29 protein-coding genes and 1 pseudogene are annotated in these 25,767 nt (G+C 34.9%); 1 reads left to right on the top strand and 29 read right to left on the bottom strand.

The annotated features are described in order from the left end of the window. The first annotated feature begins 153 nt into the window (after positions 1-153). Entirely contained in the window at positions 154-1,167 is a 1,014-nt protein-coding gene (locus tag ACIQ7L_RS00325; RefSeq protein ID WP_400565383.1) for a D-alanyl-D-alanine carboxypeptidase family protein, read from the top strand. A gap of 58 nt (positions 1,168-1,225) precedes the next feature. Here ACIQ7L_RS00325 and ACIQ7L_RS00320 read toward each other — a convergent pair whose 3' ends face one another. The 29 genes and pseudogenes from ACIQ7L_RS00320 to ACIQ7L_RS00180 form a co-directional block, all read right to left on the bottom strand. Next, positions 1,226-1,993 (bottom strand): glycosyltransferase, encoded by a 768-nt coding sequence (locus ACIQ7L_RS00320; RefSeq protein WP_400565381.1) that lies wholly within the window; start codon positions 1,991-1,993, stop codon positions 1,226-1,228. A gap of 63 nt (positions 1,994-2,056) precedes the next feature. Continuing rightward, positions 2,057-2,521 carry a DinB family protein gene (locus tag ACIQ7L_RS00315; protein WP_400565379.1) on the bottom strand — a complete coding sequence of 155 codons (465 nt, stop codon included), beginning with the start codon at positions 2,519-2,521 and terminating at the stop codon, positions 2,057-2,059. Between the two features lie 17 nt (positions 2,522-2,538). Next, positions 2,539-3,279, bottom strand: coding sequence for an alpha/beta fold hydrolase (locus tag ACIQ7L_RS00310; RefSeq protein WP_400565376.1), 741 nt, complete (start codon positions 3,277-3,279; stop codon positions 2,539-2,541). Positions 3,280-3,443: 164 nt separating this feature from the next. Next, positions 3,444-3,992 (bottom strand): nucleoside/nucleotide kinase family protein, encoded by a 549-nt coding sequence (locus tag ACIQ7L_RS00305; RefSeq protein ID WP_400565374.1) that lies wholly within the window; start codon positions 3,990-3,992, stop codon positions 3,444-3,446. Between the two features lie 128 nt (positions 3,993-4,120). Beyond that, a complete protein-coding gene (locus ACIQ7L_RS00300; RefSeq protein ID WP_400565371.1) occupies positions 4,121-4,651 on the bottom strand; it encodes a GNAT family N-acetyltransferase in 531 nt (176 codons plus the stop codon). A 15-nt stretch (positions 4,652-4,666) separates the two neighbouring features. Then, positions 4,667-4,744 (bottom strand): annotated as a pseudogene (locus tag ACIQ7L_RS00295) (flavin reductase family protein); the annotation flags it as partial. A 94-nt stretch (positions 4,745-4,838) separates the two neighbouring features. Further along, a complete protein-coding gene (locus ACIQ7L_RS00290; protein WP_400565369.1) occupies positions 4,839-6,779 on the bottom strand; it encodes an AMP-binding protein in 1,941 nt (646 codons plus the stop codon). A 48-nt stretch (positions 6,780-6,827) separates the two neighbouring features. After that, on the bottom strand, positions 6,828-8,369 hold the full coding sequence (locus ACIQ7L_RS00285; RefSeq protein ID WP_097897940.1) for an acyl-CoA carboxylase subunit beta: 1,542 nt from the start codon (positions 8,367-8,369) through the stop codon (positions 6,828-6,830). Positions 8,370-8,371: 2 nt separating this feature from the next. Further along, positions 8,372-9,160, bottom strand: a complete 789-nt coding sequence (locus ACIQ7L_RS00280) for an enoyl-CoA hydratase (RefSeq protein ID WP_400565366.1) — start codon at positions 9,158-9,160, stop codon at positions 8,372-8,374. A gap of 4 nt (positions 9,161-9,164) precedes the next feature. Continuing rightward, positions 9,165-10,076: a hydroxymethylglutaryl-CoA lyase gene (locus tag ACIQ7L_RS00275; RefSeq protein ID WP_400565364.1), complete on the bottom strand. Its 912-nt coding sequence runs from the start codon at positions 10,074-10,076 to the stop codon at positions 9,165-9,167. Between the two features lie 22 nt (positions 10,077-10,098). Continuing rightward, positions 10,099-10,314, bottom strand: a complete 216-nt coding sequence (locus ACIQ7L_RS00270) for an acetyl-CoA carboxylase biotin carboxyl carrier protein subunit (protein WP_400565361.1) — start codon at positions 10,312-10,314, stop codon at positions 10,099-10,101. 26 nt (positions 10,315-10,340) lie between these two features. Beyond that, positions 10,341-11,678, bottom strand: coding sequence for an acetyl-CoA carboxylase biotin carboxylase subunit (locus ACIQ7L_RS00265; RefSeq protein WP_400565359.1), 1,338 nt, complete (start codon positions 11,676-11,678; stop codon positions 10,341-10,343). Positions 11,679-11,692: 14 nt separating this feature from the next. Beyond that, the gene (locus ACIQ7L_RS00260; protein WP_097897944.1) at positions 11,693-12,838 is read right to left on the bottom strand and encodes an acyl-CoA dehydrogenase; all 1,146 of its coding nucleotides are present in this window, start codon (positions 12,836-12,838) and stop codon (positions 11,693-11,695) included. Positions 12,839-13,053: 215 nt separating this feature from the next. Then, entirely contained in the window at positions 13,054-14,013 is a 960-nt protein-coding gene (locus tag ACIQ7L_RS00255) for a YbgA family protein (RefSeq protein WP_400565356.1), read from the bottom strand. Between the two features lie 4 nt (positions 14,014-14,017). Next, positions 14,018-14,671 (bottom strand): TetR/AcrR family transcriptional regulator, encoded by a 654-nt coding sequence (locus ACIQ7L_RS00250; RefSeq protein WP_400565354.1) that lies wholly within the window; start codon positions 14,669-14,671, stop codon positions 14,018-14,020. 25 nt (positions 14,672-14,696) lie between these two features. Next, on the bottom strand, positions 14,697-15,716 hold the full coding sequence (locus ACIQ7L_RS00245) for an ABC transporter permease (RefSeq protein ID WP_400565351.1): 1,020 nt from the start codon (positions 15,714-15,716) through the stop codon (positions 14,697-14,699). Next, positions 15,716-16,438 carry an ABC transporter ATP-binding protein gene (locus ACIQ7L_RS00240; protein ID WP_400565348.1) on the bottom strand — a complete coding sequence of 241 codons (723 nt, stop codon included), beginning with the start codon at positions 16,436-16,438 and terminating at the stop codon, positions 15,716-15,718. The genes ACIQ7L_RS00245 and ACIQ7L_RS00240 overlap by 1 nt, the downstream gene beginning before the upstream one ends. A 199-nt stretch (positions 16,439-16,637) precedes the next feature. Continuing rightward, positions 16,638-16,889 (bottom strand): hypothetical protein, encoded by a 252-nt coding sequence (locus ACIQ7L_RS00235; RefSeq protein WP_400565346.1) that lies wholly within the window; start codon positions 16,887-16,889, stop codon positions 16,638-16,640. Between the two features lie 186 nt (positions 16,890-17,075). Continuing rightward, the gene (locus ACIQ7L_RS00230) at positions 17,076-17,927 is read right to left on the bottom strand and encodes a metallophosphoesterase (protein ID WP_400566295.1); all 852 of its coding nucleotides are present in this window, start codon (positions 17,925-17,927) and stop codon (positions 17,076-17,078) included. 207 nt (positions 17,928-18,134) lie between these two features. Then, positions 18,135-19,604, bottom strand: a complete 1,470-nt coding sequence (locus ACIQ7L_RS00225) for an aminoacyl-histidine dipeptidase (protein ID WP_400565343.1) — start codon at positions 19,602-19,604, stop codon at positions 18,135-18,137. A gap of 412 nt (positions 19,605-20,016) precedes the next feature. Further along, entirely contained in the window at positions 20,017-20,193 is a 177-nt protein-coding gene (gene spoIISB / locus ACIQ7L_RS00220) for a stage II sporulation protein SB (RefSeq protein WP_400565341.1), read from the bottom strand. 76 nt (positions 20,194-20,269) lie between these two features. Further along, on the bottom strand, positions 20,270-20,398 hold the full coding sequence (locus tag ACIQ7L_RS00215) for a D-alanyl-D-alanine carboxypeptidase (protein WP_141523353.1): 129 nt from the start codon (positions 20,396-20,398) through the stop codon (positions 20,270-20,272). A gap of 123 nt (positions 20,399-20,521) precedes the next feature. Next, positions 20,522-21,262, bottom strand: a complete 741-nt coding sequence (locus ACIQ7L_RS00210; protein ID WP_400565339.1) for a type II toxin-antitoxin system SpoIISA family toxin — start codon at positions 21,260-21,262, stop codon at positions 20,522-20,524. Between the two features lie 195 nt (positions 21,263-21,457). Next, entirely contained in the window at positions 21,458-22,195 is a 738-nt protein-coding gene (gpmA, locus tag ACIQ7L_RS00205; protein WP_335360527.1) for a 2,3-diphosphoglycerate-dependent phosphoglycerate mutase, read from the bottom strand. A gap of 181 nt (positions 22,196-22,376) precedes the next feature. Further along, the gene (locus ACIQ7L_RS00200; protein ID WP_400565336.1) at positions 22,377-22,853 is read right to left on the bottom strand and encodes a MarR family winged helix-turn-helix transcriptional regulator; all 477 of its coding nucleotides are present in this window, start codon (positions 22,851-22,853) and stop codon (positions 22,377-22,379) included. A gap of 135 nt (positions 22,854-22,988) precedes the next feature. Next, the gene (locus ACIQ7L_RS00195; RefSeq protein ID WP_400565333.1) at positions 22,989-23,366 is read right to left on the bottom strand and encodes a hypothetical protein; all 378 of its coding nucleotides are present in this window, start codon (positions 23,364-23,366) and stop codon (positions 22,989-22,991) included. Between the two features lie 100 nt (positions 23,367-23,466). Further along, a complete protein-coding gene (locus ACIQ7L_RS00190) occupies positions 23,467-23,877 on the bottom strand; it encodes a VOC family protein (protein ID WP_400565330.1) in 411 nt (136 codons plus the stop codon). 114 nt (positions 23,878-23,991) lie between these two features. Next, positions 23,992-24,114 (bottom strand): hypothetical protein, encoded by a 123-nt coding sequence (locus tag ACIQ7L_RS00185; RefSeq protein ID WP_400565329.1) that lies wholly within the window; start codon positions 24,112-24,114, stop codon positions 23,992-23,994. A gap of 393 nt (positions 24,115-24,507) precedes the next feature. Further along, entirely contained in the window at positions 24,508-25,764 is a 1,257-nt protein-coding gene (locus ACIQ7L_RS00180; protein WP_400565326.1) for an MFS transporter, read from the bottom strand. Positions 25,765-25,767 lie beyond the last annotated feature (3 nt).

The raw sequence follows: 25,767 nt of genomic DNA, 5'->3' as shown, positions 1-25,767 counted from the left end.
TTTCTTAACTTAAGGAATCGAACCTTTTTCTATAATTATCCAATATTTAATGATTCCTTAACATTCTTTAGAAATTCTTTACTTTTTCTTTCTCCCTTGTTAATTATTAATTTTTACAATAGTGATATTGATGTAATAATAGGAGGATCGCTTATGCAATTCTTAAAAAAAGTAATGATTCTATTCTTATCTTTTCTTATCACTGCAGTTATTGTGTTATATTTTTATGTTTATGTAAATGGACCTACTGTTAAAGCTAAATCAGCTATTTTAATAGATGCCTCTACAGGTAAAGTTGTTTATAAAAAAAATGAAGACACTCCCTTTCCCACAGCTAACGTATCCAAATTGATGACGGAATATATTGTGTTAGAACAGATACATAATGGTGTAATCAGATGGGAAGATCATGTGAAGATAAACAATCAAATCTTCCAGGTTGAAGGAAATAACATTGATATAGCAAATAGAGAACAGGTAACCATTCGCGACCTATTTCACGCGATTGTTTTAACAGGAGACAATAGAGCTGCACTAGCTTTAGCAGAGCATATATCAAAAAACGAACAGGGCTTTAAAGAGCTAATGAATGAAAAAGCCAAACAATTAGGATTATCTAGAAAAACCTATTTTGCAAATGCAACTGGGATGACAAATACACAAGATCAAAACTCCCAAATTACTGCTTTAGACGCCTCGAAATTAGCTCGCCACTTAATTAATGATTACCCAGTTATATTAGAAATTAGTAGATTGACCTCTTATCAATTCACCTTCAAAGAGACTCATATTTTTAATACAAATAAAATGTTATATTCGCTTGATAAAAACGTAAAACTTAAAGGTGCTGATGGTTTACAAACTAGTTTCTCGAATACTACTGGCTATAGTTTCGTTGGAACCGCGAAGCAAGGAAATAAAAGGCTTATTTCAGTTGTATTAGAGACAAATGGAGAAAACGCCTCATTTATAGAGTCAAAAAAATTATTCAATTATGGTTTTGACCCTACTCATTTTCCATCTCTTCAATCTCTTAAAGATTATGTTACATCATGGGTATCATCACTTTCGTTCAAGAACCTTTTCGTACAAACAATAACGATTTTCTTGATTATTGTCATCTCAATGGTAGTGTATATACGAAAAAAAGATTCAGAGGATTTTTAAATAAAAGACCTCTTTTACATAAAAAACCGGCTTATATTTCTAAATAAGTCGGTTTTCCTTATTTCTCTTTTTTCTTTTCATAATATAATTCATCTGCATATTTTTTATTGGTTCCCTTTAAATATGCCAAAATAATTTGAGGTCTCTTTACTAAAGTCCAATCACCATGCTCATCAAATTTCCTACAAGATGTTGTCATATAAGCTTTCTTAATGGTAGTAAAGCCTTTTCCATGGACCTTACCGTATTTTTTTAAACGCATTGCAAATTCTGCATCTTCAGCCATTAATAAATCCTCGTTAAAACCACCAATTGCTTCAAAATCCTTTCGATAACACCAAAACATTCCGACAGAAACAAATCCATATTTAAAAATAAGGGGAATAATTAACAATAATCCTGAAACGATAATTCCTAGTGAAATACGTTCAAATTTCCCTCTTACTCCCCCTCCTATATATTTTCCAGTTTTTAAATAGTCATCTATTTCTCTTAACATATTATCACTCATCCAGCTATCAGCATCTATTGTAACAATGATTTCTCCTCGAGCTATTTTCGCTCCAGCATTTCTAATTTTAGATAGGTTCTTATTCTCATCTTGTAAAGTTATACAATGATAAGATTGTGCAATTTCTTCTGTGCGATCACTACAACGATTTAATACAACAATTACCTCTACTTGATTTTTACAATATTTGGATGAAGCAACAATAGAATCAAGACATCGGCCGATATATTTCTCTTCGTTATGAGCAGGGATAATAATCGAAAATTTAATATCTTGTTTATTCTGCATTTCAACAAAACTATTGTTTTCGTTCACCTTGCACCCTCCCTTATAAGACTGAAATTAAATAGACAAGTGCTAATAATATATCTGTCTAATCTATCCCAACAAACCTCTTCCAATTAAATTAGCTGAGATTGGCTGAATGTCCAATTCTCTAGACCATATAGATAATTGACCAATATGATGTATTTCATGCGCAATCACATGCCGCACAACCTCACCATATGTATACGTCTTATCTGTCCATGAAGCTGTTAATATTTTATTCTCTAAATCACTCGACCATGCTTGTAAAAAGAGTCCCAGTTCTTCTCGATAGGAGTCCGAAAGTTTTTTCACTTTCTGAAGTGACTGATACTCTTGAAATTGTGGTTCAACATCCTCCTTTCCTTGAAGAGCACGAATCCAGCTATACTCCACATCTACAATATGAAATAGTGTTCGCAAAATCCCCCCAACTCCTCCAATTCGTTTACAAAGTAATGCTTCTTTTGAAAGCTGCTTACACCATTCAAACCACTCCTCTCTTACTTGCCAATTGTATCGAAATAAGGTCTCCAATTGAATCTCTCCTCTCTTTATTGTGTATAATCTATAACCCATTTAACAGCATCTATCACATACTTTGGCTCATCTCGTTGAATATAATGACCACTATTAGGAGCAATCATAAACTTATGACATGTTGATAACTTTAATAGGTCTTTTTGTAATTGCAACCACTTCACTTGAGCTTCCTTAGAATAAAAAGCTTTTTTACCTGCCGCAACTACAACAAGCGGAATATTTCCTATTGATTTACAACACCGTTTCGCCTCACCCAAGCTATACATAAATTCTTCGTATGTACTTTCATATATAAATTGCTTGTAATATGCTTTTTGAAATTCAACAGGCATGATAGGTAGAAAATCTTCTTTATAATTTTCTGGTGTGGAATCTACCAATATGATTCCTAAAGTTTCTTCTGGATAAAAAGAAGCAAACAAACGAGCATTTATACCTCCATAGGAGTGTCCTACCAATATATAAGGAGGTTTTAACTGTAACTCATCTAATAACGCTCTCAGTTCCTTAGCTATCTCAGAACTAATTCGCCTACTAGAACTTTCTTCACTTTTCCCTAGTCCAGCTCGATCATATAAAATCACTGTCCCATATTCTACAATTTCCTTTGAAATTTCTTCCCAGGCTTTTGAATAATCACCATAGCCGGCCTCCATAATAATTACTGGTTTAGCCTTCTTTCCTTGTAATATCTTAGTATATAATTTAAAGCTGTCTATCTGTACGTGTCTTTCTTGTTCTTTACTTATCATCTTTTGCTCCTCTACCAATAGATCACAGTTTATTTGATTATAACATTTAAACAGAAAATTCTTTCATTTCATGATGCTATTTTTAACAAAGGGGGTTATACAATGACAGTAGGAACATTTGTCACACCCCCTTACAAATATTTACTGGATTAAAGGGAAATTTATTATAATTCTCTTTTCTTTATTTCTCCTAATATTTGACTAACAATCAAACTTATAGGGTAGGAACCATCAACAACAATATCTGAATTTGATTTTACCTTGTTAACCATCTCTAAATAAGCCTTTCTTCCATCTGATACATAATGTTTTAAATCGTTATGTACTTCGTCTATTGGATTTTCTGTAAAATCTCTTAATATCCTTCTAGCCATTGCGATATCTAGAGGGGTATCAATATATATAGCTAAATCAATAAATTTTCGCATCTCACTATTTAAATACGCAAAAGGATAATCTAGCAAAATATAATCAAGCTCAGTATTATTTAGGAGAGACTGAACGTCAGTAATAAGAGGCGTCAATATCCATTTGTTGTAGTCCGCTCCTTCATCAACCCATTTACAAATATCTGATGGACATTCATCAAAATCATAGTTATCAAAATATAAAGCTTTAGAGTGATGTAGTTTACGATTTAGTCCCTCTGTAATTGTAGTTTTCCCTCCTCCAGAGACAGCTGCGATAGAGATTATTTTTGGTTTTTGATTCATAATATACCCCCAAGAAGAATTGTACAAATTATAATATCATTGTACTTAGTTTATAAGATTTCTATAGAACAGGTAAATTACATCTAATTATATAGATGTAATTTACTCAATTTTATTCTAAAACGGTTCTACTGTATACTACACCACTTATTGTACGAAATGCTCATTTCCCATAAGTTCCAATACTCATTCCCTATTTTACGTGCATCTCTCAGAAACTCTTCTTTTACAAACCCAACCTTTTCATAGCATGCGATAGCAGCTATATTGAAATCAAATACCCCAAGGGAAACTCTATTTAATTCTAATTCTTCAAATGTAACATTAAGAACCGCATTTATCATCTTTTCTCCAATAGATTTTCCCCTCATATCTTTATCGCCAACTAAAACTTTCCCGATTCTTGCAGACTTATTTATTCGATCAATTTTCCCAAGTGAAATATGCCCGATAACCGTTCCAGTATCTTGTTTTATCACTTTATATACAAATACATCTGCATTCTCATGATTGGCATTCTCTATATACTTCTCTAGTTGCTTTTCCTGTAATGGGTATGTAAATACCGGTCCTCCCCACTGTAATAAAAACTCTTCCGAATCAATCCAATCTATAAGTTGGTTAAAGTCTTTTCTTTCAAAATAATCAAGTTGAATCATTCTCTTTTACTCCTTTTAAGCTCGATAATTCTTCCCTAACCCTTCTCCAATTGAAAAATAATGTCTAAAATTATAAAATAAAGGATTCCACTTATTATTTCTTCATGTCAAGCGATTTTCCCTTATTCTATTTATTGTTATCACAATAAAAGATGAGCTCTTTTCATAAAAGGGCTCATCTTTTATTTCATATTTGACTAGATTGTAACCCTTGAATATGTGGGACAACCTCTGGATTTATAAGTGAAGATAAATCTCCTAACTCTTTTCCTAAGTATGCTGCTTTAATCACACGTCTCATTACTTTAGAATTGCGTGTTTTCGGTAAATCTTCTACAACATGTATATCTTTTGGACATAACGCTTTTCCAATATGAGAGTTTACTAAACTCATTAATTCTTTTTTTAGCTCCATTGTGAATGTTACTCCTTCTCGTAAGACAACAAAGCAATGACAAACTTCACCTTTCACTTCATCTGGCACCCCAATTGCCGCTGCTTCTATTACATGATTATGCTTTACAAGAATTGATTCATATTCAGCGGGTCCAATACGTTTTCCTGCAATATTTAATGTATCATCGGAGCGTCCAGTAATGATGTATTGTTCCCCGTCATAAATAACCCAATCACCATGTACCCATTTATTTCCAAAACGTGACCAATATGTATTAACATAACGTTCGTCATCTTCCCAGAAACTTTTCGTCATTCCAACCCAAGGCTTTTCTAGACATAATTCTCCAACTTCATCACGAATTGGATTACCTTGTTCATCTAACACAACAGCTGCCATTCCAGGTAAAGATGCATTGAAACTAATCGGTGCGATTGGTTTAACTAAGACATTCCCAAAAATCCCGCCAGAAATTTCTGTTCCTCCCGAATAGTTACAAATTGGTACTTTTCCTTTTCCAACTGTTTCAAAGAGCCACATCCAAGGATCTGGATTCCATGGTTCACCCGTTGACGCAAATACTTCTAGACTCTCTAGAGAATGTTTCTTTACATGCTCATCACCTTTTGCCATCAATGCTCGAATTAATGTTGGTGAAATACCAAGATGAGTAATTTGGTATCGGTCAACCGTTTCCCACAATCGACCTGCCTCCGGATAATCTGGGACACCTTCATACATTACCATTGTCGCTCCATTAATAAGAGAACCGAATAATAGAAATGGTCCCATCATCCAGCCCATGTCAGTAACCCATAATACACGATCACCTTGCTTAATATTCATACCAAATCCTGCATCAAATGCCGATTTCAGAGGAAATCCAGCATGTGTATGTACTGTTCCTTTTGGTTTTCCAGTCGTCCCTGATGTATATATGAGCATAAGTGGATCATCACTCTTCATTTCTTCAGCATGTGTAAATGGTTTTTCTTTTTCAAGAATACTCCATGAAACGTCATAGTTATGAGGTGTAAAATCATTTCCCGCATGGCGAACAATAACAACTTTCTCAACAGATGGACATTCTTCACACGCCTTATCTACCTCATCTTTTAAAGAAACAATTTTACCACGACGTGAAAATCCATCAGCTGTAATAATCATTTTTGAGCCTGCTGCTTGTACACGCGTCATGACTGCATCAGCTGCAAAACCCGAAAAAATTGGGGAAATAATCGCGCCGATTTTCATTACTGCCAGCATGGCAACAACTGTTTCAGGTATCATCGGCATATAAATCGTTACGCGATCACCTTTCTCAATTCCTGAATGCTTGAGTCCATTTGCAACTCGGCTCACCCAATTATCAAGTTCTTCATATGTAAACGATTTTGTTGTACCATTCTCTCCTTCATACATAAGAGCTGGCTGTGTTCTTGTTTCTTCCTCTGCTAACCAGCGAGATAAAGCAGATTCTACTACATTGCATGTTCCCCCTGTATACCACTGTGCAAATGGTGTACCATTTTCTAAATCTAGTACTTCTGTGTATGGCTCCATCCATTGATAGCCAACTGCACGCTCTGCTTCTCCCCAAAACCATGCAGTTTCTTCAATTGATTTATTATAAAACGCTTCATAATCCTCATAACCAAGTGATTTCATCCACCCATATAAACGTGTTTTATCTTTATATTCTTCTGTCGGAAACCAAACAGCTTGTTTCAATGTTTTTCCCTCCTTATTTTTCGAACAAGAAAGCCCTAAATAGGGCTTTTACACTGGATAAACTGGATGTTTTCGATCTGTAAATACTTGATATTTACTCATGTACATTTCAAAGCGTTTCTTTAACTCTTCACGTAAATCATTCGGGTGAACAATACCGTCAATCACCATTTCTGATGCTAGACGATAAATATCAATATCTTTTTTATACTCTTCACGTTTTTCGGCAATAAAACTTGCACGCTCTTCTTCTGGTAATGCTGCAATTTTATTTGCATATACAGCATTGACAGCAGCTTCAGGTCCCATTACAGCAATAGAAGCCGTCGGCAATGCTAAACAGCAATCTGGTTCGAAGGCAGGTCCTGCCATTGCATACAAGCCAGCGCCATATGCTTTACGCACAACAATTGAAATTTTTGGTACTGTTGCTTCACTCATTGCAGAGATCATTTTCGCACCATGACGAATAATACCAGCTCGCTCAACTTTTGTTCCAATCATAAATCCAGGCACATCAGCAAGGAATAATAATGGAATATGATACGCATCACATAAATTAATAAACTTCGCTGCTTTGTCAGCAGAATCATGGAATAGCACGCCGCCTTTCATACGCGGCTGGTTAGCGATAATTCCAACAGGCTTTCCATCGATTCGTCCTAATCCTGTAATAAGTTCTTGGGCAAATAGTTTTTTCACTTCAAAGAAGGAGCCTTCATCGATAATGCGATTAATAAGATCTTTCATATTAAAAGGAGCATTTTGATTTTCTGGGATGATTTGTTCTAACGTTTTTTCAAACTGCTTTGGTTCTTGAGGTCTCATCGTAGGAGCATTTTCTAAGTAGTTGCTTGGAAAGTAAGAAATATATTGTCTCGCTTGAGCAATTGCATCTTCTTCTGTTTTGCATAAAACATCTCCGCATCCTGATACAGAGCAATGCATACGGGCACCGCCCATTTCTTCAAGTGTTACTTTTTCACCAATAACCATCTCAGCCATACGCGGAGAACCTAAATACATAGATGCATTACCTTCAACCATCATAACGACATCACAGAAAGCAGGAATATAGGCGCCACCAGCTGCAGAAGGCCCAAATAATAAACAAATTTGCGGCACCTTACCTGATAGCTTCACTTGGTTATAGAAAATTCGCCCTGCACCGCGGCGTCCTGGGAACATTTCAACTTGATCAGTTATGCGCGCACCAGCAGAATCAACAAGATAGAAAAGTGGCACACGTAACTTTTCAGCTGTTTCTTGGATTCGTAATATTTTTTCAACAGTACGTGATCCCCAAGATCCTGCTTTCACTGTTGAATCATTAGCCATAACACATACAGTACGACCATGCACTTTGCCCGTTGCAGTTACAACACCATCTGCTGGTAATCCTGTTTGCTCACAATTCGCAAATAATGCGTCTTCTACATATTCACCGTTATCAAACAAAAGAGCTAGGCGATCTCGAACAAATATTTTTCCCTTTGCTTTATTTTGCTCATGATATTTCGGTGCGCCGCCTTGTTTAATTGTTTCAACACGTTCTTGAAATGAATTGGATTGTTGTTTTTGTTCTAGCACATTTACTCCCCCTTATACATCGGTTTACGTTTTTCTTTAAATGCTTGTAATCCTTCCAATCGATCTCTCGTATGGATGACACCTTCGTACGCTTGTTTTTCCATTTGTAATCCGGTATGTAAATCTACTTGTATACCATTTGAGATTGCTTGTTTTGCTAATCGAACAGCAATTGGACCATTGCTAGCAATACGCTCTGCAATTTCAATTGCTTTTTCCTCTAATAGATGAGCTGGTACCACAAACTCTACCATTCCATATTCCTTCGCTTCATGTGCTGAAACACGTCTTGCTGTATAAATTAATTCTTTTGCTCTGCCAACACCAATTAATCTTGGCAAACGCTGCGTACCACCAGCTCCTGGGATAATAGCTAGAGATGTTTCGGTAAGTCCAAGGCTTGCTGTTTCTGCTGCAATTCTAAAATCACATGCTAAACTTAATTCCGTTCCACCACCAAGTGCAATTCCATTTATTGCAGCAATAACCGGTTGTGATAAATGTTCTACCATATCCATTGTAGAACGAATCATCCCAACTGCATGACGTACTTCTTCTTCATTCATATTGGCGCGTTCTTTTAAATCAGCCCCAGCACAAAATGCTTTTTCACCAGTTCCTGTCAAAATAACAACGCGAACATCTGATGCTTCATTTAAATGACTTAATGTAGACTGTAATTCTTCTAATAATGCAAGAGATAACGAATTTGCTCGTCCTTCACGACTTAATGTTATTTTTACGATGTGTGGTGTTACGTAATCGACTGAAATGTTTTGTAGTTGTAGCATCTTATCACCTACTTATTGTTTTATGTTGCATTGCTCGGTATACATGACTTGGTAATGGTATATTTAATTTACTTTGAATAAACTGACTAGCTTGTAATAGTTTTTCTTCATTTATATTTGTTTGTACGCCCAGTTTATGGAACATATGTACTAAATCATCCGTTGCAACATTACCTGATGCCCCTGGCGCATAAGGACAACCACCAAGACCACCACAAGAACTATCAAATGTTGTAATGCCGTATTCCAGTGACTGAACAACATTTGCAAGCGCCATACCGTACGTATTATGAAAATGCATTGCAAATTGTGAAGAGTCATATTTTTTCAATAAACGCTCTAATACACTTTCTACTTGTAAGGGGTTTGCTACACCAATCGTATCCCCAAGTGAGACTTCATATATGCCGTATGAAAAAAGTTGATTACATAACTCATCTACAGCATCAATACTCACGTCACCTTCATATGGACAACCAAATACAGTAGAAACGTACCCTCTTACTCTTTTACCTGCGAACTCTGCTTGCTTTGTAATATCTTGTATGACAGATAACGCTTCTTTAATAGACTTATTGATATTGCTTTTATTATGTGATTCACTCGCTGATAGAAAAACATTCACCTCATCTACATTTTGCAAAAGAGCTCGTTCCAAACCATTTTGATTTGGAACAAGCGCAGCATATGTAACATCTGATTCCCTTTTTAGCTCTGTAAATACATCGCTTGCATCAGCTAAAGCAGGAACCCATTTTGGGTGAACGAAAGAGGAAACTTCAATATACGATAATCCAGCTTCTGAAAGTAATTGAATCCATTTTACTTTATCTTTTGTGCCAACAATTTTCTTTTCGTTTTGTAAACCATCACGTGGTCCCACTTCTTTAATGACAGCAAAAGTAGGTAGTTTCAATACATTTCACCCCTTTTTCTCCCTATTCAATTTCTACCAATACATCTCCTTCATTAACAAAGTCGCCTTCTTGTACATTTATTTTCATTACCATTCCAGCTTCTTCAGAAACGATTGGAATTTCCATTTTCATAGATTCTAAAATGACGACATCCTGTTCTTCTTCTACTGTATCTCCTACTCCTACAACAATCTTCCAAACATTACCTGCCATCGATGCATACACTTTTGTCATCATTTTTCCCCCTTTAATATTCATAAGTCTTATTTTTTTACAAGTTGTTTTGTTACAAAGCCTGTTGTATAAACTCCACTTTGGAACACTTCATCTTCCAGCACTTGCAATAGCATGGATGTATTTGTTTTGATACCCTCTACTTTTAGGTTTTGAAGAGCATCCTGTAATTTTCCAATTGCATCTTCACGTGTTTCACCATGTGCAATCACTTTTGCAATCATTGGATCGTAAAAAGGTGTAATTGTTACATCATTCTCTAAAAAGTGATCAATACGTACATTAGTTGGTAAAGTGAGTTCTGTAATTTTCCCTGGAGATGGGAAAAATGTTTTTGGGTCTTCCGCATAAATACGCGCTTCAATAGCATGGCCACTACGATTTACATCATCCTGCGTAAAAGACAACTTTTCACCATATGCAATGCGCAGCTGTTGTTCAACGAGATCCAGGCCAGTAATTTCTTCTGTAACGGGATGCTCCACTTGTAGTCTTGTATTCATTTCTAAGAAATAAAAGTTTTTTTGGTCATCTACAAGAAACTCAACTGTACCTGCATTTATATAGCCAAGAGCTTTTGCTGCTTGTACAGCAACCTCTCCCATCGCTTTACGTGTTTCCTCATCCAAAAATGGAGACGGTGCTTCTTCAATCACTTTTTGATTCCGGCGCTGTACAGAACATTCACGTTCCCATAAATACACTGTATTGCCATGTGTATCTGCAAGAAGTTGAATTTCGATATGATGTGCATCTGCAATATATCGCTCTAAATACATTTCGCCATTACCAAAGAAGTTTTGCGCACGCGTTTTATTGCTCTCGAATGCTTTGGTGAGCGTTTGCTCAGTTTCCATCAACTGCATTCCAATGCCTCCGCCACCAGCGGATGCCTTTAGCATTAATGGATAACCAATTTGTTTTGCAATTTCAATCGCTTCCTCCGCAGTCTCAATATTTGTTGTGATTCCTGGGACAACTGGTACATTTGCTTCTTGCATTGCTAAGCGAGATTCGATTTTGCTCCCCATTTTCGCAATAATCTCTTCAGAAGGGCCGATAAATACAATCCCTTCTTCTTTACAGCGAATAGCCAAGGAAGGATTTTCTGATAATAACCCATACCCTGGGTGAATCGCTTCAGCATCTGTTTTCTTAGCAATTTCTATAATCTTTTCAAGATTCAAATAACTCTCTTGAACACGCGGGCCACCTACTAGATAAGCTTCATTTGCTAGTTTTACATGAAGAGCATTTTCATCTGCTTGTGAATAAATAGCAACTGTACGAATTCCAAGTTTTTTACAAGTTTTAATAATACGGACTGCGATTTCCCCGCGATTTGCAATTAATATTTTTTGAAACATAGTGAGCCCTCCTTTTATCTACACCCTAAATGTCTTGCAATTACGAGACGTTGAATTTCAGAAGTTCCTTCACCAATTTCTAAAAGTTTCGCATCACGAATATGACGTTCTACTTCATATTCACGCATATAACCGTATCCACCATGAATTTGTACTGCCTGATTAGATATGCGACTTGCTGCTTCAGATGCAAATAATTTTGCCATAGCAGCTTCTTTGCCGAAAGGTTTATCATGATCTTTTAACCAAGCTGCTTTATGTACTAAATTACGTGCCAATTCTACTTCAGTAGCCATGTCTGCCAGTTTAAATTGAATCGCTTGGAAATTAGAAATTGTTTTTCCAAATTGCTGGCGTTCTTTCGCATATTGAAGTGCACGTTCAAAAGCAGATTGTGCAATTCCAACAGCTAATGCAGCAATTGAAATACGCCCTCCATCAAGTGTATATAAGAATTGTTTAAATCCCTTATTTACATCACCAAGAATATTCTCCCTTGGTACACGTACACCATCAAGTACAATCTCACAAGTATTAGAAGCGCGAACTCCCATCTTATCGTATGGACTGGAAATCGTTAATCCTTCACTTGTCGTTGGTACAATAAATGCAGAAATACGTTTTTTTCCTCTTTCATCAACACCGTTGATAGCGGTTACGATAATTGTATTTGCATACTCTGCATTTGTAATCCAGCACTTCTCACCATTAATCACATATTCATCGCCATCTAAAATTGCTTTCGTTTGTGTGCCTCCTGCATCTGATCCTGCATTCGGTTCTGTTAAACCAAAAGCACCTAATGTTTTTCCAGATGCCATTGGAACTAAATATTTTTGCTTTTGTTCTTCTGTACCGAAGTAATAAATAGGAGAAGCACCTAATGAGATTGTTGCAGCATAACTTAAACCTGTACCACCACAGGCGCGGCCAATTTCTTCAACAGCTAACGCGTACGATAGTGTATCGCCACCAGAACCTCCATACTCTTCTGGGAATGGGATTCCTAACAAACCTAGTTCGCCCATTTTTTGAAACGTTTCATATGGAAATTCCGCTGTTTTATCATAATACACAGCCTTTGGTGCGATTTCCTTTTCAGCAAAGTCACGTACCATTTCTTTAATCATTTGTTTTTCGCGAGTTAGAGTAAATTCCATTCCGTTACACACCCCTTATCGAATATTGAGTTTCGACAGCGTGCGAGTCTGTATTACAAACATTGCTTTTAAAAGACAAGGATATTAGTTAGATAATTGTTATAATTCTGTCATAATTTAATTTTAAAACAGAATCTGTCCTCATGCACAAAAAAATTCCTACATTGTTCTACAACAACATAGGAATTTCTGTGTCGAATTATGCTATTTTTTCTTTAATAGTCTCGTCCTTTACCTGAATCTGAAATTTCTACTAATGCTTCAGGATACGGTTCAAAATATGTCTGTCTTAACAAATAGTGTTCTTCAAAACGAAGAACCCATGACTTTAAAACTACAAGTAAACTACTAAGAGGTATTTTCTTTTCTGCATATTTTTTTAGGAGTGTTAAAAAATACTCCTTTTCTTGCTTGTTCAACTTATCTTTAAAGTATCCAAAAATATGCTGACATACGTTTATGTTTGATGTATAGCGAGGTGTTCGTTTCAATAATTCATATAAGGTTTTCTCATAATTCTCAAAGATATTATCCTTTGTATGATTCGCAATAATTCGGCCCAATTCTTTTTGTTTCACCTGGTTATATGCCATAAATAAATATTTGTAATCTGACTGAAATGACACTAATTCTTTCAGATTTTTATTTTGTTTTATTGTTTTAAAATGAGCAATTGTAAACAACCTCGTAAAGAAATGTTCACGAATAATAAAATTCGACAATCTACCTTCTTCCTCTATTGCAGCATGCGAAAATTTTTTTAATACAGCACCGCCAAACAGACCAGTACCTTTCCCTTTTGCTGGTGATTTTTCATATCCTGTATAAAATTTCACATCCCTCGTTCCACAACTCGGCGAACGGCTCTTTAAAATAAAACCATCAACATCCGGCAGAGCACTTAAAAATTGATCAGAAAACCGTTGCATTCTCTCTGTTACATCTTCTTTTGTTGAAGGTTGTACAAGTTTGTGAATTCCGCTTTCTTCGACAATCCGAATCGTCTCACGAGGGATTCCTAATCCGATTTCTACTTCAGGACATACCGGAATAAATGTAACAAACGGCTGTAAATTTCGAATTGTAGCATCAGGAATCATATCCCCGTTATAACGGCAAGCATCAAATTCTAGACATTTACTTACAACGACTGTTGGTTTAGCAAATTGTCGCATTTTATTACCTCCGCGGTGTTAATCCATACAATATAAATTGAATTGTATTTTCAATTTCCACTTCATCATCCCATTTTTCTTCAGGTAATAATAAAAATCGAGTTAAAATTAAACCCATTATAGCTGATAACGTAAAGCGTATAACTGAAGGGGTTGGCATTTCAATAATTTGTCCTTGTTCTTGAAAATGTATAATTAATTTTGTAAAGCGGGAAAAAAGTTCTTTTTCTACTAATTGTTGTATTTCATTTTTTAATTCTGGTTGAAACGGTACTTCTTGTATTAAAATTTTTAACATTGGAAAATGCTTTTTTGCGAATTCAAACCGATTTCGAATTGCTCTTCTTAAAAAATCTTCATACGTTTCATACGTATTTTCCAGTATTTCTTTTGCGAAAGCCTGTACGAAAAATGGAGCGACAAACTTTGTTAAAGTTGGCATGACAACCGCTAATAGTAAATCTTTTTTCGTCTTGTAGTAGCGGAAGATCGTTCCTTCCGCTACACCAGCACGCTTTGCGATTTCACTCGTTGAAGTGGATGCATATCCTTTTTCTCCAAACATATCAACCGCTGCTTCCAAAATACGCATCTGACGTTCATTGCGTTTATCTGTATCTGCACTAGCAATCAACTCTTCCAGCCAATCTTTCTTCATTCGTAAAGCCCCTTTTTTATAAACATTATATTTTGCGATGTTTTTTCAAAGCAAATACATTCCCTACTGCAAATAATACTGCGAAAAATAGTAATACACCAAGATCGCCGCTAATTCCAACAAACCCCTGATTACGAATCATCACTTGTCGCATCGCATCAGCACCATATGTGAGCGGAAATAACTTTCCTAACATTTGTAGCCACTTATTCATTGATTCAATCGGAAACAAACCTGAAAAGAAAATTTGTGGTACGATGACAAGCGGAATAAACTGAATCATTTGGAATTCATTATTTGCATATGCTGACAAGAATGTTCCTAGTGTTAGTGCAGTTAACGAAAGCATGCATGTAATAAGTAAGGTAAGCCATAGAGATCCTGCGACATACAAATCAAGAATATACACAGAAAAACTTACAATAATAACTGATTGTAAAAATGCAAAAATACCAAATCCAAGTAAATAACCAACAACTATTTCCCATCGGCGTACTGGAGTGGACAATAATCGCTCTAATGTCCCGCTTAAACGTTCACGCACAAAAGATACGCCTGATAAAATAAAGACAAAGAAAAATGTAAAAAATCCAATCAACACAGGCCCGAGTCCATCAAACATCGTAAAGTCTGCAGAGCCATGTAAAAAATTAATTTCTGGTTTCATTCCAGGCAGATCATTTTTTCCTGTCCCTTTTTGTAATACTTGAAGTACAGCATGATTTTTTGAAGAATCGCTACCTTCTAGTAATACGTTTAGTTTGCCGTTTTCTAAAGTTATGATCGCATCAATTTGTTGCTTTTCTAATTTCGTATACGCATTGTCTTTACTATATTCATAAATGGCTGCATCTTGTTTTTTCATTGACTCCACTACAGGTGCTGGGACATCTACTAATGCAATATGCGGCGTATAATCCTTTTGGGTAAACACAAGTGATAATAACCAAAGAAGTAACATGGGCGCTCCAAACATCATCGCAAGTGAGCGTTTATCTCGAAGGAACTGACGAATAATCCGAATCATTACACCACCAATCCTCATTACTCAACCACTCCTTCCAATAAAAAGACATCTTCAATCCGTCCTGATGAAGTCTGATTTTTTAATTCTTCTGGGGTACCAATTGCAATTAACTTACCATCTCGAATTAACCCGAGGCGCTCACAAAATTCAGCTTCATCCATAATATGTGTTGTCACAATAATCGTTGTTCCTTGTTTTTTCAGCTCATAGAACTTCTCCCAAATAGATTTACGAAGAACTGGGTCAATCCCAACCGTTGGTTCATCTAAAATTAATAGCTTTGGTTCATGGAGAAGTGCCATGGCAAGTGATAAACGTTTCTTCATTCCACCTGAAAAATGTTGCACTTGCTTTTTGGCATGTTGAGATAATTGCACCAATGCAAAAACCTCTTCTATTCTCTCTTTCTTGCGCTTCCCTTTTAACCCATACATCGTCGCAATAAAATCGGCATTTTCATAAGCCGATAATTCTTCATAGAGGGCATCAGCTTGCGCCATATATCCAATACGCTTCATCTCATCTAGATTAGGCATTTTTGTTCCTAGAGCTGTTACCTCACCAGTCGTTGACTCACTAATGCCAGCAATCATCTTAATAAGTGTTGTTTTCCCAGAACCTGAAGGACCTACTAAACCAAAAATTTCTGTCTGCGCTATGGATAAAGAAATATTATGCAAAACTTCTTTCTTTCCGAAACGCTTTGATACATCTTGTAAATTTACGGAGATTTGCGACACTAAAATCATCCTCCTTTTATATTAATGAGTGAGTACTCACTTTTATTTTACTCTTGAAGCATTATATGTCAAATTTATTTATAAGTATTTCTAACCTTTTAAAAACAAATACATTTTCTATAAAACAATGAAACAGAGTCAACGATAGAATACATTTCTCATTGCCGACTCTGCTTCATTTTAAAACATTATTTATAAGCTATGTCTCTAGTTTTAAATACTTTTTAATCCTAACAAGATCAAAAGAATACTCGATTACTAATTGCTGTATAGGCAAAATAACTTTTTCAGGATACAAATGTGCATGTTTTAATGTTTCTGTATATTTTTCTAACCTTTTTTCTAAATACTTTACAATTTGCTCAGGATGATTCACCAATAAACATTGACTATAATAATGAATTTGCTCTTCAATTGCTGTGTATTCCTCAATTTCAAATTCTTTATGCATGTGTACACTCCTTTATAAAAAGTTTTTATATGCACAAGCTGTGGATATTCTAAATTCAACGAAAACTGAGTATTTTTATTATTTACACTATAACAAAGAAAGGTCGTCAAAATTTGTTAGTTTATGTAACGTAGAACAAATTTAACAAAATTGTAATGGATACTTGTACTAAAAAAGTCGTACAGGTTAATTCAGCTGTACGACTACAATTTCTGGTCTATTAAAAACCCTTTGCGGAATGACACTATTCCCCAGTCCCCTACTTACTATCATGGAAGTATTTTGTTCCTCATACAAACCTGCGGTATATTTAGGCAATACCCCTTGATTAGGTGCAACTAATCCTCCTATGAGCGGTAACCTTACCTGGCCTCCATGAGCATGTCCTGATAAAACTAAATCGATCTGTTGCTCGGCATACACTTGTAAAAGTTCAGGTCTATGAGAAAGCAACAATTTATATCCGTCCGAATCTATCGTACTTTTTGCTTTAACGATTTCATTTTTCACTGTAGTTATCTCTTCATTTTTATCGTTATTTTTCACGGTAAATGCTGGATCATCTATACCGAGAAGATAAATTTCCTGTCCATCTTTTTGAATACGTACATGTTCATTTCTTAAAACTATAACATTATGTCTTTTCAGCTCTTTTTCAAAGCTATCATACCGCCCTGACCATGATTCATGATTTCCTGTAACAAAATAAACAGGATAGTGTTTTACAAGTTCTTTCATTACCTTTAAACTCGCTGCTGCATCATATCGTTTACTATCAATTAAATCCCCTGTAATGACAATAATCTCTGGGTTCAAACTTTTTACTTTCTCAATTAAAACTTCTTGGTTTTCTCCAAATTTTTTACTATGTAAATCCGACAATTGTACAATTTTAAATCCCTTGAAATTAGAAGGTATCTTACTAGAGGTTATTGATATTTTGCTTACACTTATTAAATTATTTTGTACATATGAAAATGCACTGACTCCTATTGCTAATGCGCCTATAATGAGTAACTTTTTATATCTTTTTTTCATATCTTCTCCCATCTATCAATTCTTTTTAATGATATCATTACTATTTTATCAAATGGTTTGTTTTCACAAAACAGTTACTACTATATTTTTATAATGTTTTATATAATTTCAATACAGTATGTGAAATTATCATTTTCGTCATTCCTTATCAATTTAATAATAGTAATAAAAAACCGCCTAAGATTATTCTTAGGCAGTTTTTTATTACTATTTGGCTAATGATCTCGTCTCTCTCATTACATCAACAAAGTATCCCCAGTTATTCAGTACAGAAGAAATACTAATATGTTCATCTGGTGTATGAACATTAAAAATATCCGGTCCAAATGAGATAGCATCTAACTCAGGCATTTTTTGAACAAATACACTACATTCGATACCAGCGTGAACTGCATAAATTTCAACATCTTTGTTATATTTCTCTTTATGCACTTTTTCAAACAAATTGCGAATTGGAGACTTGGGATTATATGGCCATTCTGGATACTCAGATTCTTTTTCAAATTGCGCTCCAACTAATTCAGCAATCTGCTTAATTTCATTCATAATGTGCTGTTTTAAACTACTTACAGAACTTCTGACTTCGTTTTTCAATTTAATTTCATTATGTAGCGTTTCAATAACCCCTAAGTTTGTTGAACTTTCTACAAGTCCTTTAATGTCCATGCTCATACCTTGGATACCATTTGGAATTAAGAATAAAGAAGAAATGAGTTGTTTTTGTGTTTCTTTTGCAAACACTTTTTCTACGTTTCCTTCTAATTTTGTAAGTGAAACCTGCACATCAGGATCTACAGCACGTAGTTCTTCCTGTAGAACACATGTCCATTCTTCTACTTTTTCTTCTACCTTTTGTACATCATTTACAGATAATAAGATTGTTGCTACACTTTCACGTGGAATTGCATTTGTTTTTAATCCACCATGAATTTCACTCATGTTAAATTGAACTTCATTCGATAAATCATAAAGAACTCGTCCTAACACTTTATTCGCATTACCACGTTGCTTATCAATTTCCATACCAGAATGGCCACCTTTTAGCCCTCCAACATATAGACGATATGCAACTAAATCAGCAGGTGCGTCATCCCAAATAATCGAAATTGTTTCAACTGCTTTTGCTCCGCCTGCGCTACTCACTAGTAATTTATGATCTTCTTCAGAGTCAATATTAATAAATATTTTCCCGTCAAAATGTTTCGGATCAACAGCAAAAGCACCACCCATTGTTGTCTCTTCTTCTGTTGTAATCACAACTTCAAGAGCTGGATGCGAGATATCAGTTGAATCTAATAGCGCTAATGCATATGCAACCGCAATACCATTATCTGCACCTAAAGTCGTTTGATTTGCATACAGCATGTCCCCAACAATTCGCAATTGAATTGGGTCCTTTTCAAAATCATGAACAGTTGCTTGGTTTTTCTCACAAACCATATCCATATGACCCTGGATGATAATCGCAGGAACTTTTTCGTATCCATTAGTTGCTGGTTTTTTAATGATTACATTTAACGCTTCATCTTGTACAACTTCTAAATTACGATCCTTGGCAAATTTCACTAAGTAGTCACTAATTTCTTTTTCATTCCCTGATCCTCTTGGAATCTTTGAAATTTCTGCAAAATGATAAAATACAGGGTGCTTTGTTAATTGTTCTAAATTAGAATACATGTTTGAGCTCCTCTCCTAAATACAAATGATTGAATAAAAGTTCTTTTTAAATTTCAGAGCATTCTTTTCCTTACCATTATATCATGCACCACCGTTTTACTATAAGCATTGGTATAATCATTTTTTTAACATATATAAAGCAGTATTTTATCTCAGCATTACAATTAGCAACATACTACACCTATGATAATAATAGCGGGATAAAAGCACTTCAAAATCTAAATTATTAGCATCATTTCTAAGGATGATTATCTAAATGGCGTACTTTAATTGATAAGCATACAGGATTAAATGTAGACTAATTTTTAGGACTATATTCTTTATTACTAATTACGGTATGTGAAATCATTTAATTCAAACCAGAAAAAAGCCCTTAATATTAGTTTGAAACAAAATAAAAAAGAAAATGCTTCTATGCATTTTCTTTCAATTTTTTCCCTTGTATATATTTTGATGCATCATTACTCACAAGCTTTTCTAACTGATTAATATTTTCCGTTAATGCACCTTTTACAAGAGAGAAATCTGTATTCGATACTTCTTTTTTTTCCTTAAAAAACGAAAGGTTTTTTGATTTTGTTTCTTTCATTTCTCTTCCCCCTTTTGTAAAAAAGATACAATCTTTATCTATCTTTATTATATCTTAAAATAGAAAGGATGCACTGTCATCCTTTTCTTCTTAGTTCTTCTTCTAAATCTTCTACTTGCTGCATTGTATCTCCTTTTATTAAAGAGAAATCCGTTGCATCTTCAGTCTCTTCTTTGAAAAATTCATTACTATATTCTTTTTCCACTACAATCACCTCTACGTGCTAGTGTTGGGATGATTGTCCGATTTTATTCAACTTTTGTCCGATTTCCTCGAAATTTGTTCAAAATTATGTATAAGAGAAAAGGACAGAATTGTAATTCTGTCCTCACTTACTAAAATAACTATGATGAATTGTTAAGTTATATACATTTTCAAAATCTCGATCTTGGAGATTATTCTTTTGTCCATCAATAACAATACAAATGTCTTTTACTATTTTTGCTGGTATAATGCCGACATTTTCTACTTGCACTGCTTTTTGTTCATTTAATTTCTCTATATGTTCTAAAGGTATTGTAATACTAAATTGAGAGCGAACACCACGAAACTGTGTATTTAATTCTTCGGCAGTAACAAACACAACAATCTTTGCTCCAATTTTTTCTGCATACGCATCCAAAAATGCATTTAAACTTTGTGCATATTCCCTCTCTGTTTGCCACTCCATTGTACCAAATGCTGCTGGGTTTACATTCTGAATAATTGTTGTGTAAATCTCACCTCGTGCTTTCGAAGCGATTAATGATCGCTTAATAGATTGAACCGTCTTTCCAATATCACTAAATTTCGCGCCCCATATTTCAGAAATATTTGGAGTTAAAATAAACGCAATATCGACGAATATTACCATCGCAACAAGCATTAAAATATTTTTCCAGAGGGTTAAATCAATTCCTTTCACCATGAAATAAATTGTGACTGATGTAATAAACGCACCATACCATGTTTTTCGAATAAGTTGCTTTTTCTCTTCATACAATTCTTCATTTTTCCAATAAAAGAAAATAAGAAATAAAAAAACTAGTACAAGAAAAAACAAACCAATTCGAATGTTAGAGACAGTCAATCACATCACCCTCCATTCAAAAACTTCTCACGATATCATTACATGCTCAACTCTCTCTCATTATGACAAAAGACATGGACAACCTTCTAAAGTTTGCAGCGTTGCATATACATGAGAAGGAAACCACGTCTTTTATAGAATGAATCTACAGTTTATATGTAGACAAGCCTGTATTTCAACTTTTCAAACATATTTTCACAAAGAAATATGTTTTGGAATTACACCCTCAGGTACTTCACCATCCATACTTAAATAATAATGACGAATTGGGTGTAAATTTTCATCTAACTCATATACAAGCGGAATACCTGTTGGAATGTTTAGCGATACAACTCCATCATTCGATAAATGATCTAAATATTTCACGAGAGAGCGAATTGTATTACCATGCGATGAAATGATTACTTTTTGATTTGATTGTAATGTTGGTGCAATTTCCTTATGCCAAAAATCCAGCACTCTTTGTTCTGTATCCTCTAAACACTCTGTAAGTGGAAACTCGCCTTTTTTTAACAACTTATATCTTGAATCAGTAGCTTCATATCTCGGATCGTCTTCAGTAAGAGCTGGCGGTCTTACATCAGTACTTCTTCTCCAAATATGAACTTGTTCATCTCCGTATTTCTTAGCTGTTTCTTCTTTATTTAATCCTTGAAGTGCTCCGTAGTGTCTTTCATTTAGCTTCCATGATTTATGTACAGGAATCCAAGTCAGATCCATTTCATGGAGGATAATCCATAGTGTCCGAATTGCTCGTTTTAATACGGATGTGTACGCAATATCAAACGTGTATCCATTGTTTTTTAATATTGCACCAGCTTCTCTTGCTTCGTTTAATCCATTTTTTGATAAATCTACATCTGTCCATCCTGTAAATCTGTTTTCCAGATTCCATAAACTTTGTCCGTGACGAATAAGTACAAGCTTTATCATAATAATTCCCCTTTCGGAAATAACCATTTAAATTTTGCAATACGTACACGTAATAAAGTATCTGGCAATGTTCATTTTTTATCCATGGATTCTATGATTTATTCATAGTTACCAAAATACACGGATAAAATGTATTCTTTTTCACACTCTAAAAACAGAAGAATGAATCATTTCCTTATTTTTAATCAGCTGGTTCTTCACGCTTAGACAACCATGCATCAAAGCCTAGACGGCTATTAGCTAGTTCATTCATAACTTGATGCCAATTCTCTTCACAGCTTTCACCAAATTTTGAAAAAATACTTCCCATTTGTTCTCTTTGCACATCGCTTAGTTTTTTCTCTAGCTCTGCTCCTTCTTTAGTTAGAGCAAGCTGCTTCACACGGCGATCGTGCTCGGCTTCATTGCTTTCAATAAGCCCCTTTTCAAGAAGCTGACGAAGTGGTCCGTGAAGAGCTTGTTTACTTATTTCTAACAGAGATAGTAATTCATTTATACTAAGCCCTGGAAAACGAGCAATAAAAAATAAAATTCGATGATGCACTCGCTGTATACCATATTCTTTTATAATTTCATCTGGTTTTGCTGTAAATGTTTTATATGCAAAATAAAACAATGCAAGTGCCTGATTCATTTGTTCTTCTTTATGTTGTGTCATCTACTTTCCCCCTATATGTAAATTATACCACAATTTATCTCTGGGAAATTGTATCAACAAATTTGCCTTAATAAAGGAGAACTTCTCTCAAAGTTAATAGCAGAGCTTGCAAAGAAGTTACTCTTCTCAATCAAATTAATCTTTAGCTTTATTTTTATATCTATCTCCCAACTTCATAGCGAAGAACTGAGGAATCAAATTCAAAAAACTCACAACTACTAATAGTTGAGAAGGTGAAAATGGCTTAAAGTAACCAGCATCCCACCCTATCCCTGCCGTATCTTCCATCCTGCCGATAAAATAAAATGAAATAATTACAGATACAATATTTCCGATAATCAGGGGAATTGAGTTACTTAGTAATTGTCCAAGGAACGCAAGAAGCGAAGTTGCTACAATCATTATTAAATAGCCAAACATTGAACGATTGGCAAAGTCTAGGTGCATCGAAAAATAGACAAACGGAAAACAGTATAAACAGACTATTAAGATGCTAAATCCTATTTTCCTCATATTTCACCTCATTTTGTAATTTTAAATAGAAGCAATAGAATTGATAAAAAAACGTATCACTCATTAGATTGAGAATACGTTTTTATTTACTAACATATACCTAGTTTTCCGAAAGATTTAACTGCCAAGAAACACCATACTTATCATTAAGCCAACCGAATTTTTTACTGAATGGATAGGCTGCAAGCGGCATTAAAACTTCTCCTTCTTGTACTAGCTTATTAAAAGTTTCATCAATTTCCTCTTCTGTATCACAATTTACATATAACGACATAGAAGGAGTAAATGTAAAGTCATGCTTCACATTACTGTCTATACACATAAACTCTTGTCCATTTAATGTAAATGTTGCATGCATTACAGTTCCTTCTTTTCCTGGTCCATTCGCACCGTAACGAGAAATATTTATAATTTCTGACTGATTAAATAAGGAAGTATATAAGGTCATCGCGTCCTCTGCATTACCATCAAACATTAAAAAAGTAGTAATTTTTTGTTTTGTATTCTTCAATTAGAAGCATCCTCCTTTTGTGTAGATACATATGAAATCGTTCGTTCACCTAACAAACCGAACGTATATTCCTATAATTGTATTTTCCTCAAAAAGTATAGGGGTGTCAACTAATTATTTAGTGTTTGTATTTATTTGCTTACCTTCTATTCCGTCAAGAAGTTCGATGATTTTTTCTTGACTTATAAAGGGGGCTAGACTAGCAAGCTTTTCTATATTCAATTCATTATCTATCATTTGATCCACCAAATGATGGATCGTTTCCTGATCAAGAAATGGTACAAGTTTGTGAACGCCCTCCCAATTCAAATCAGCGTGCTGTTAAAATGAACTTAACACAATCAATTCTACTATCCTATCAACTATTCGTTGCATAGTATTCATTCAACTAACAGTAGAATGAGCCAATGTAAAAAAACAGGGTCAAAAATAAAAAGTCCCTTCAAAGAGGTGAAAGGACTAGCTTGCAGTGCTTATGCTAATAGTATCTCTTTTTCTGCTTAAACAAAGATAAACTTATCTGATATACCAGCATCCAACACCTCATTAAGAGCGGTCAATATTTTTCATAATCTCCCCAATCAATCCCTGCTCTTCTGCCGACATATCAGCATGATTCTCCCTATCATATCACACTGTTTCGCCCTCATTTCTCAATATTCTTTTTGTTACAATTGCTATTACTATCATTATGAAACTTATAAACAATATAGGTAAATAAACTTTTATACTAAAGGTTTCAAACATAAAGCCATATATGACCTGCCCTATAGGTGCCATACATTGCGCAACTGCTGTAATAATTGCCATGACTTTTCCTAAATTTTCATTTGGTGTGTTTTTTTGCACAACTGTAATAACAAAGATAGAAATAATGATCATTGCCATCGCAATAAGGATTGCACACAAAATAAAGAGAATAAACGACGGGTAGTATCCAATTTTAAGAATAGGAGGCATAACAGAAACAGCCATTGGTACAATTAAAAGAGCGATGATAAGTAACCACTTATATAGTGTGTTCATTTTCATCTTTTTTGCAAAGAAACCGATAGATAAGGCACCTAAAATTGTAGCAAAATCTATAAGACCCATCCCGATACCATATAATGTGTCGCTACTTTGCATCGTTACCCGTAAAATGATGGGACCACCAACAACAAAGAGTGGTGTGAGGATTAAGTTGAGCAATGCCGCAAGGATCATAGATTTCAAAATATAAGGCTCTCTAACAACATAAGTAAACCCAGCTCTCATGTCTTTTATAATTGTCGGTACAATATGCCCATTCTGTTCCCTTTTCACAAATGGTATTTTAATAAACATCTCTAATATTGCCGACAAGAAAAAGGCAATACAACTCATCACAACAAGTACTTTTAAACCTACAACACCATACAGTACGCCGCCCAAAACAGGAGCCGCTACGCTTGACAATGCTTGAACACCATTCACGATACCATTTGCCTGTTCCAAATTTTTTTTCGTAACGAGCAGCGGAATACTCGCCATAACAACAGGAGTATACATCGCACTAATAATCGCTAACAAAATCATGACAACGCCGATAATTATCACGGAAGTATTATTGACTGATAATAACAAAAGAAAGCCGAAAATAATAACACTACTTATCATGTCATAGATGACCATCAAATTACGTCGGTTAAATCTATCTGCAATAGCACCGCCAAGGGGTGCCAACAACAAAGGGAGACTCGATATAGCATATAAAGTAGCATAAATGTCCGCACGCCCCGTTATATCCAGTACATAGAGTGATAAAACAAAACGTAAAAGAGTGGACCCTAAGATAGATACGATTTGCCCAATCACCATGAGGTTAAAATCTTTAGAAAAAAGGTTTATATGGATACTATTTTGCATCGT

This window comes from Bacillus sp. NPDC094106 (assembly GCF_044764345.1).
Lineage (GTDB): Bacteria > Bacillota > Bacilli > Bacillales > Bacillaceae_G > Bacillus_A.
Note: the sequence above shows the minus strand (reverse complement) of the source record. Positions and strands in the feature narration are given on the sequence as shown.

What these genes read in the sequence shown, in the direction of transcription:
- ACIQ7L_RS00225 (WP_400565343.1), bottom strand. Translation starts at nt 19,604, where the DNA reads ATGTATTCTAATTTAGAACAATTAACAAAGCACCCTGTATTTTATCAT.
- ACIQ7L_RS00325 (WP_400565383.1), top strand. Translation starts at nt 154, where the DNA reads ATGCAATTCTTAAAAAAAGTAATGATTCTATTCTTATCTTTTCTTATC.
- ACIQ7L_RS00200 (WP_400565336.1), bottom strand. Translation starts at nt 22,853, where the DNA reads ATGACACAACATAAAGAAGAACAAATGAATCAGGCACTTGCATTGTTT.
- ACIQ7L_RS00260 (WP_097897944.1), bottom strand. Translation starts at nt 12,838, where the DNA reads ATGGAATTTACTCTAACTCGCGAAAAACAAATGATTAAAGAAATGGTA.
- ACIQ7L_RS00300 (WP_400565371.1), bottom strand. Translation starts at nt 4,651, where the DNA reads ATGATTCAACTTGATTATTTTGAAAGAAAAGACTTTAACCAACTTATA.
- ACIQ7L_RS00235 (WP_400565346.1), bottom strand. Translation starts at nt 16,889, where the DNA reads ATGCATAAAGAATTTGAAATTGAGGAATACACAGCAATTGAAGAGCAA.
- ACIQ7L_RS00255 (WP_400565356.1), bottom strand. Translation starts at nt 14,013, where the DNA reads ATGCGACAATTTGCTAAACCAACAGTCGTTGTAAGTAAATGTCTAGAA.
- ACIQ7L_RS00180 (WP_400565326.1), bottom strand. Translation starts at nt 25,764, where the DNA reads ATGCAAAATAGTATCCATATAAACCTTTTTTCTAAAGATTTTAACCTC.
- ACIQ7L_RS00195 (WP_400565333.1), bottom strand. Translation starts at nt 23,366, where the DNA reads ATGAGGAAAATAGGATTTAGCATCTTAATAGTCTGTTTATACTGTTTT.
- gpmA (WP_335360527.1), bottom strand. Translation starts at nt 22,195, where the DNA reads ATGATAAAGCTTGTACTTATTCGTCACGGACAAAGTTTATGGAATCTG.
- spoIISB (WP_400565341.1), bottom strand. Translation starts at nt 20,193, where the DNA reads ATGAAAGAAACAAAATCAAAAAACCTTTCGTTTTTTAAGGAAAAAAAA.
- ACIQ7L_RS00245 (WP_400565351.1), bottom strand. Translation starts at nt 15,716, where the DNA reads ATGAGGATTGGTGGTGTAATGATTCGGATTATTCGTCAGTTCCTTCGA.
- ACIQ7L_RS00305 (WP_400565374.1), bottom strand. Translation starts at nt 3,992, where the DNA reads ATGAATCAAAAACCAAAAATAATCTCTATCGCAGCTGTCTCTGGAGGA.
- ACIQ7L_RS00230 (WP_400566295.1), bottom strand. Translation starts at nt 17,927, where the DNA reads ATGAAAAAAAGATATAAAAAGTTACTCATTATAGGCGCATTAGCAATA.
- ACIQ7L_RS00185 (WP_400565329.1), bottom strand. Translation starts at nt 24,114, where the DNA reads ATGATAGATAATGAATTGAATATAGAAAAGCTTGCTAGTCTAGCCCCC.
- ACIQ7L_RS00250 (WP_400565354.1), bottom strand. Translation starts at nt 14,671, where the DNA reads ATGAAGAAAGATTGGCTGGAAGAGTTGATTGCTAGTGCAGATACAGAT.
- ACIQ7L_RS00310 (WP_400565376.1), bottom strand. Translation starts at nt 3,279, where the DNA reads ATGATAAGTAAAGAACAAGAAAGACACGTACAGATAGACAGCTTTAAA.
- ACIQ7L_RS00280 (WP_400565366.1), bottom strand. Translation starts at nt 9,160, where the DNA reads ATGCTACAACTACAAAACATTTCAGTCGATTACGTAACACCACACATC.
- ACIQ7L_RS00270 (WP_400565361.1), bottom strand. Translation starts at nt 10,314, where the DNA reads ATGATGACAAAAGTGTATGCATCGATGGCAGGTAATGTTTGGAAGATT.
- ACIQ7L_RS00265 (WP_400565359.1), bottom strand. Translation starts at nt 11,678, where the DNA reads ATGTTTCAAAAAATATTAATTGCAAATCGCGGGGAAATCGCAGTCCGT.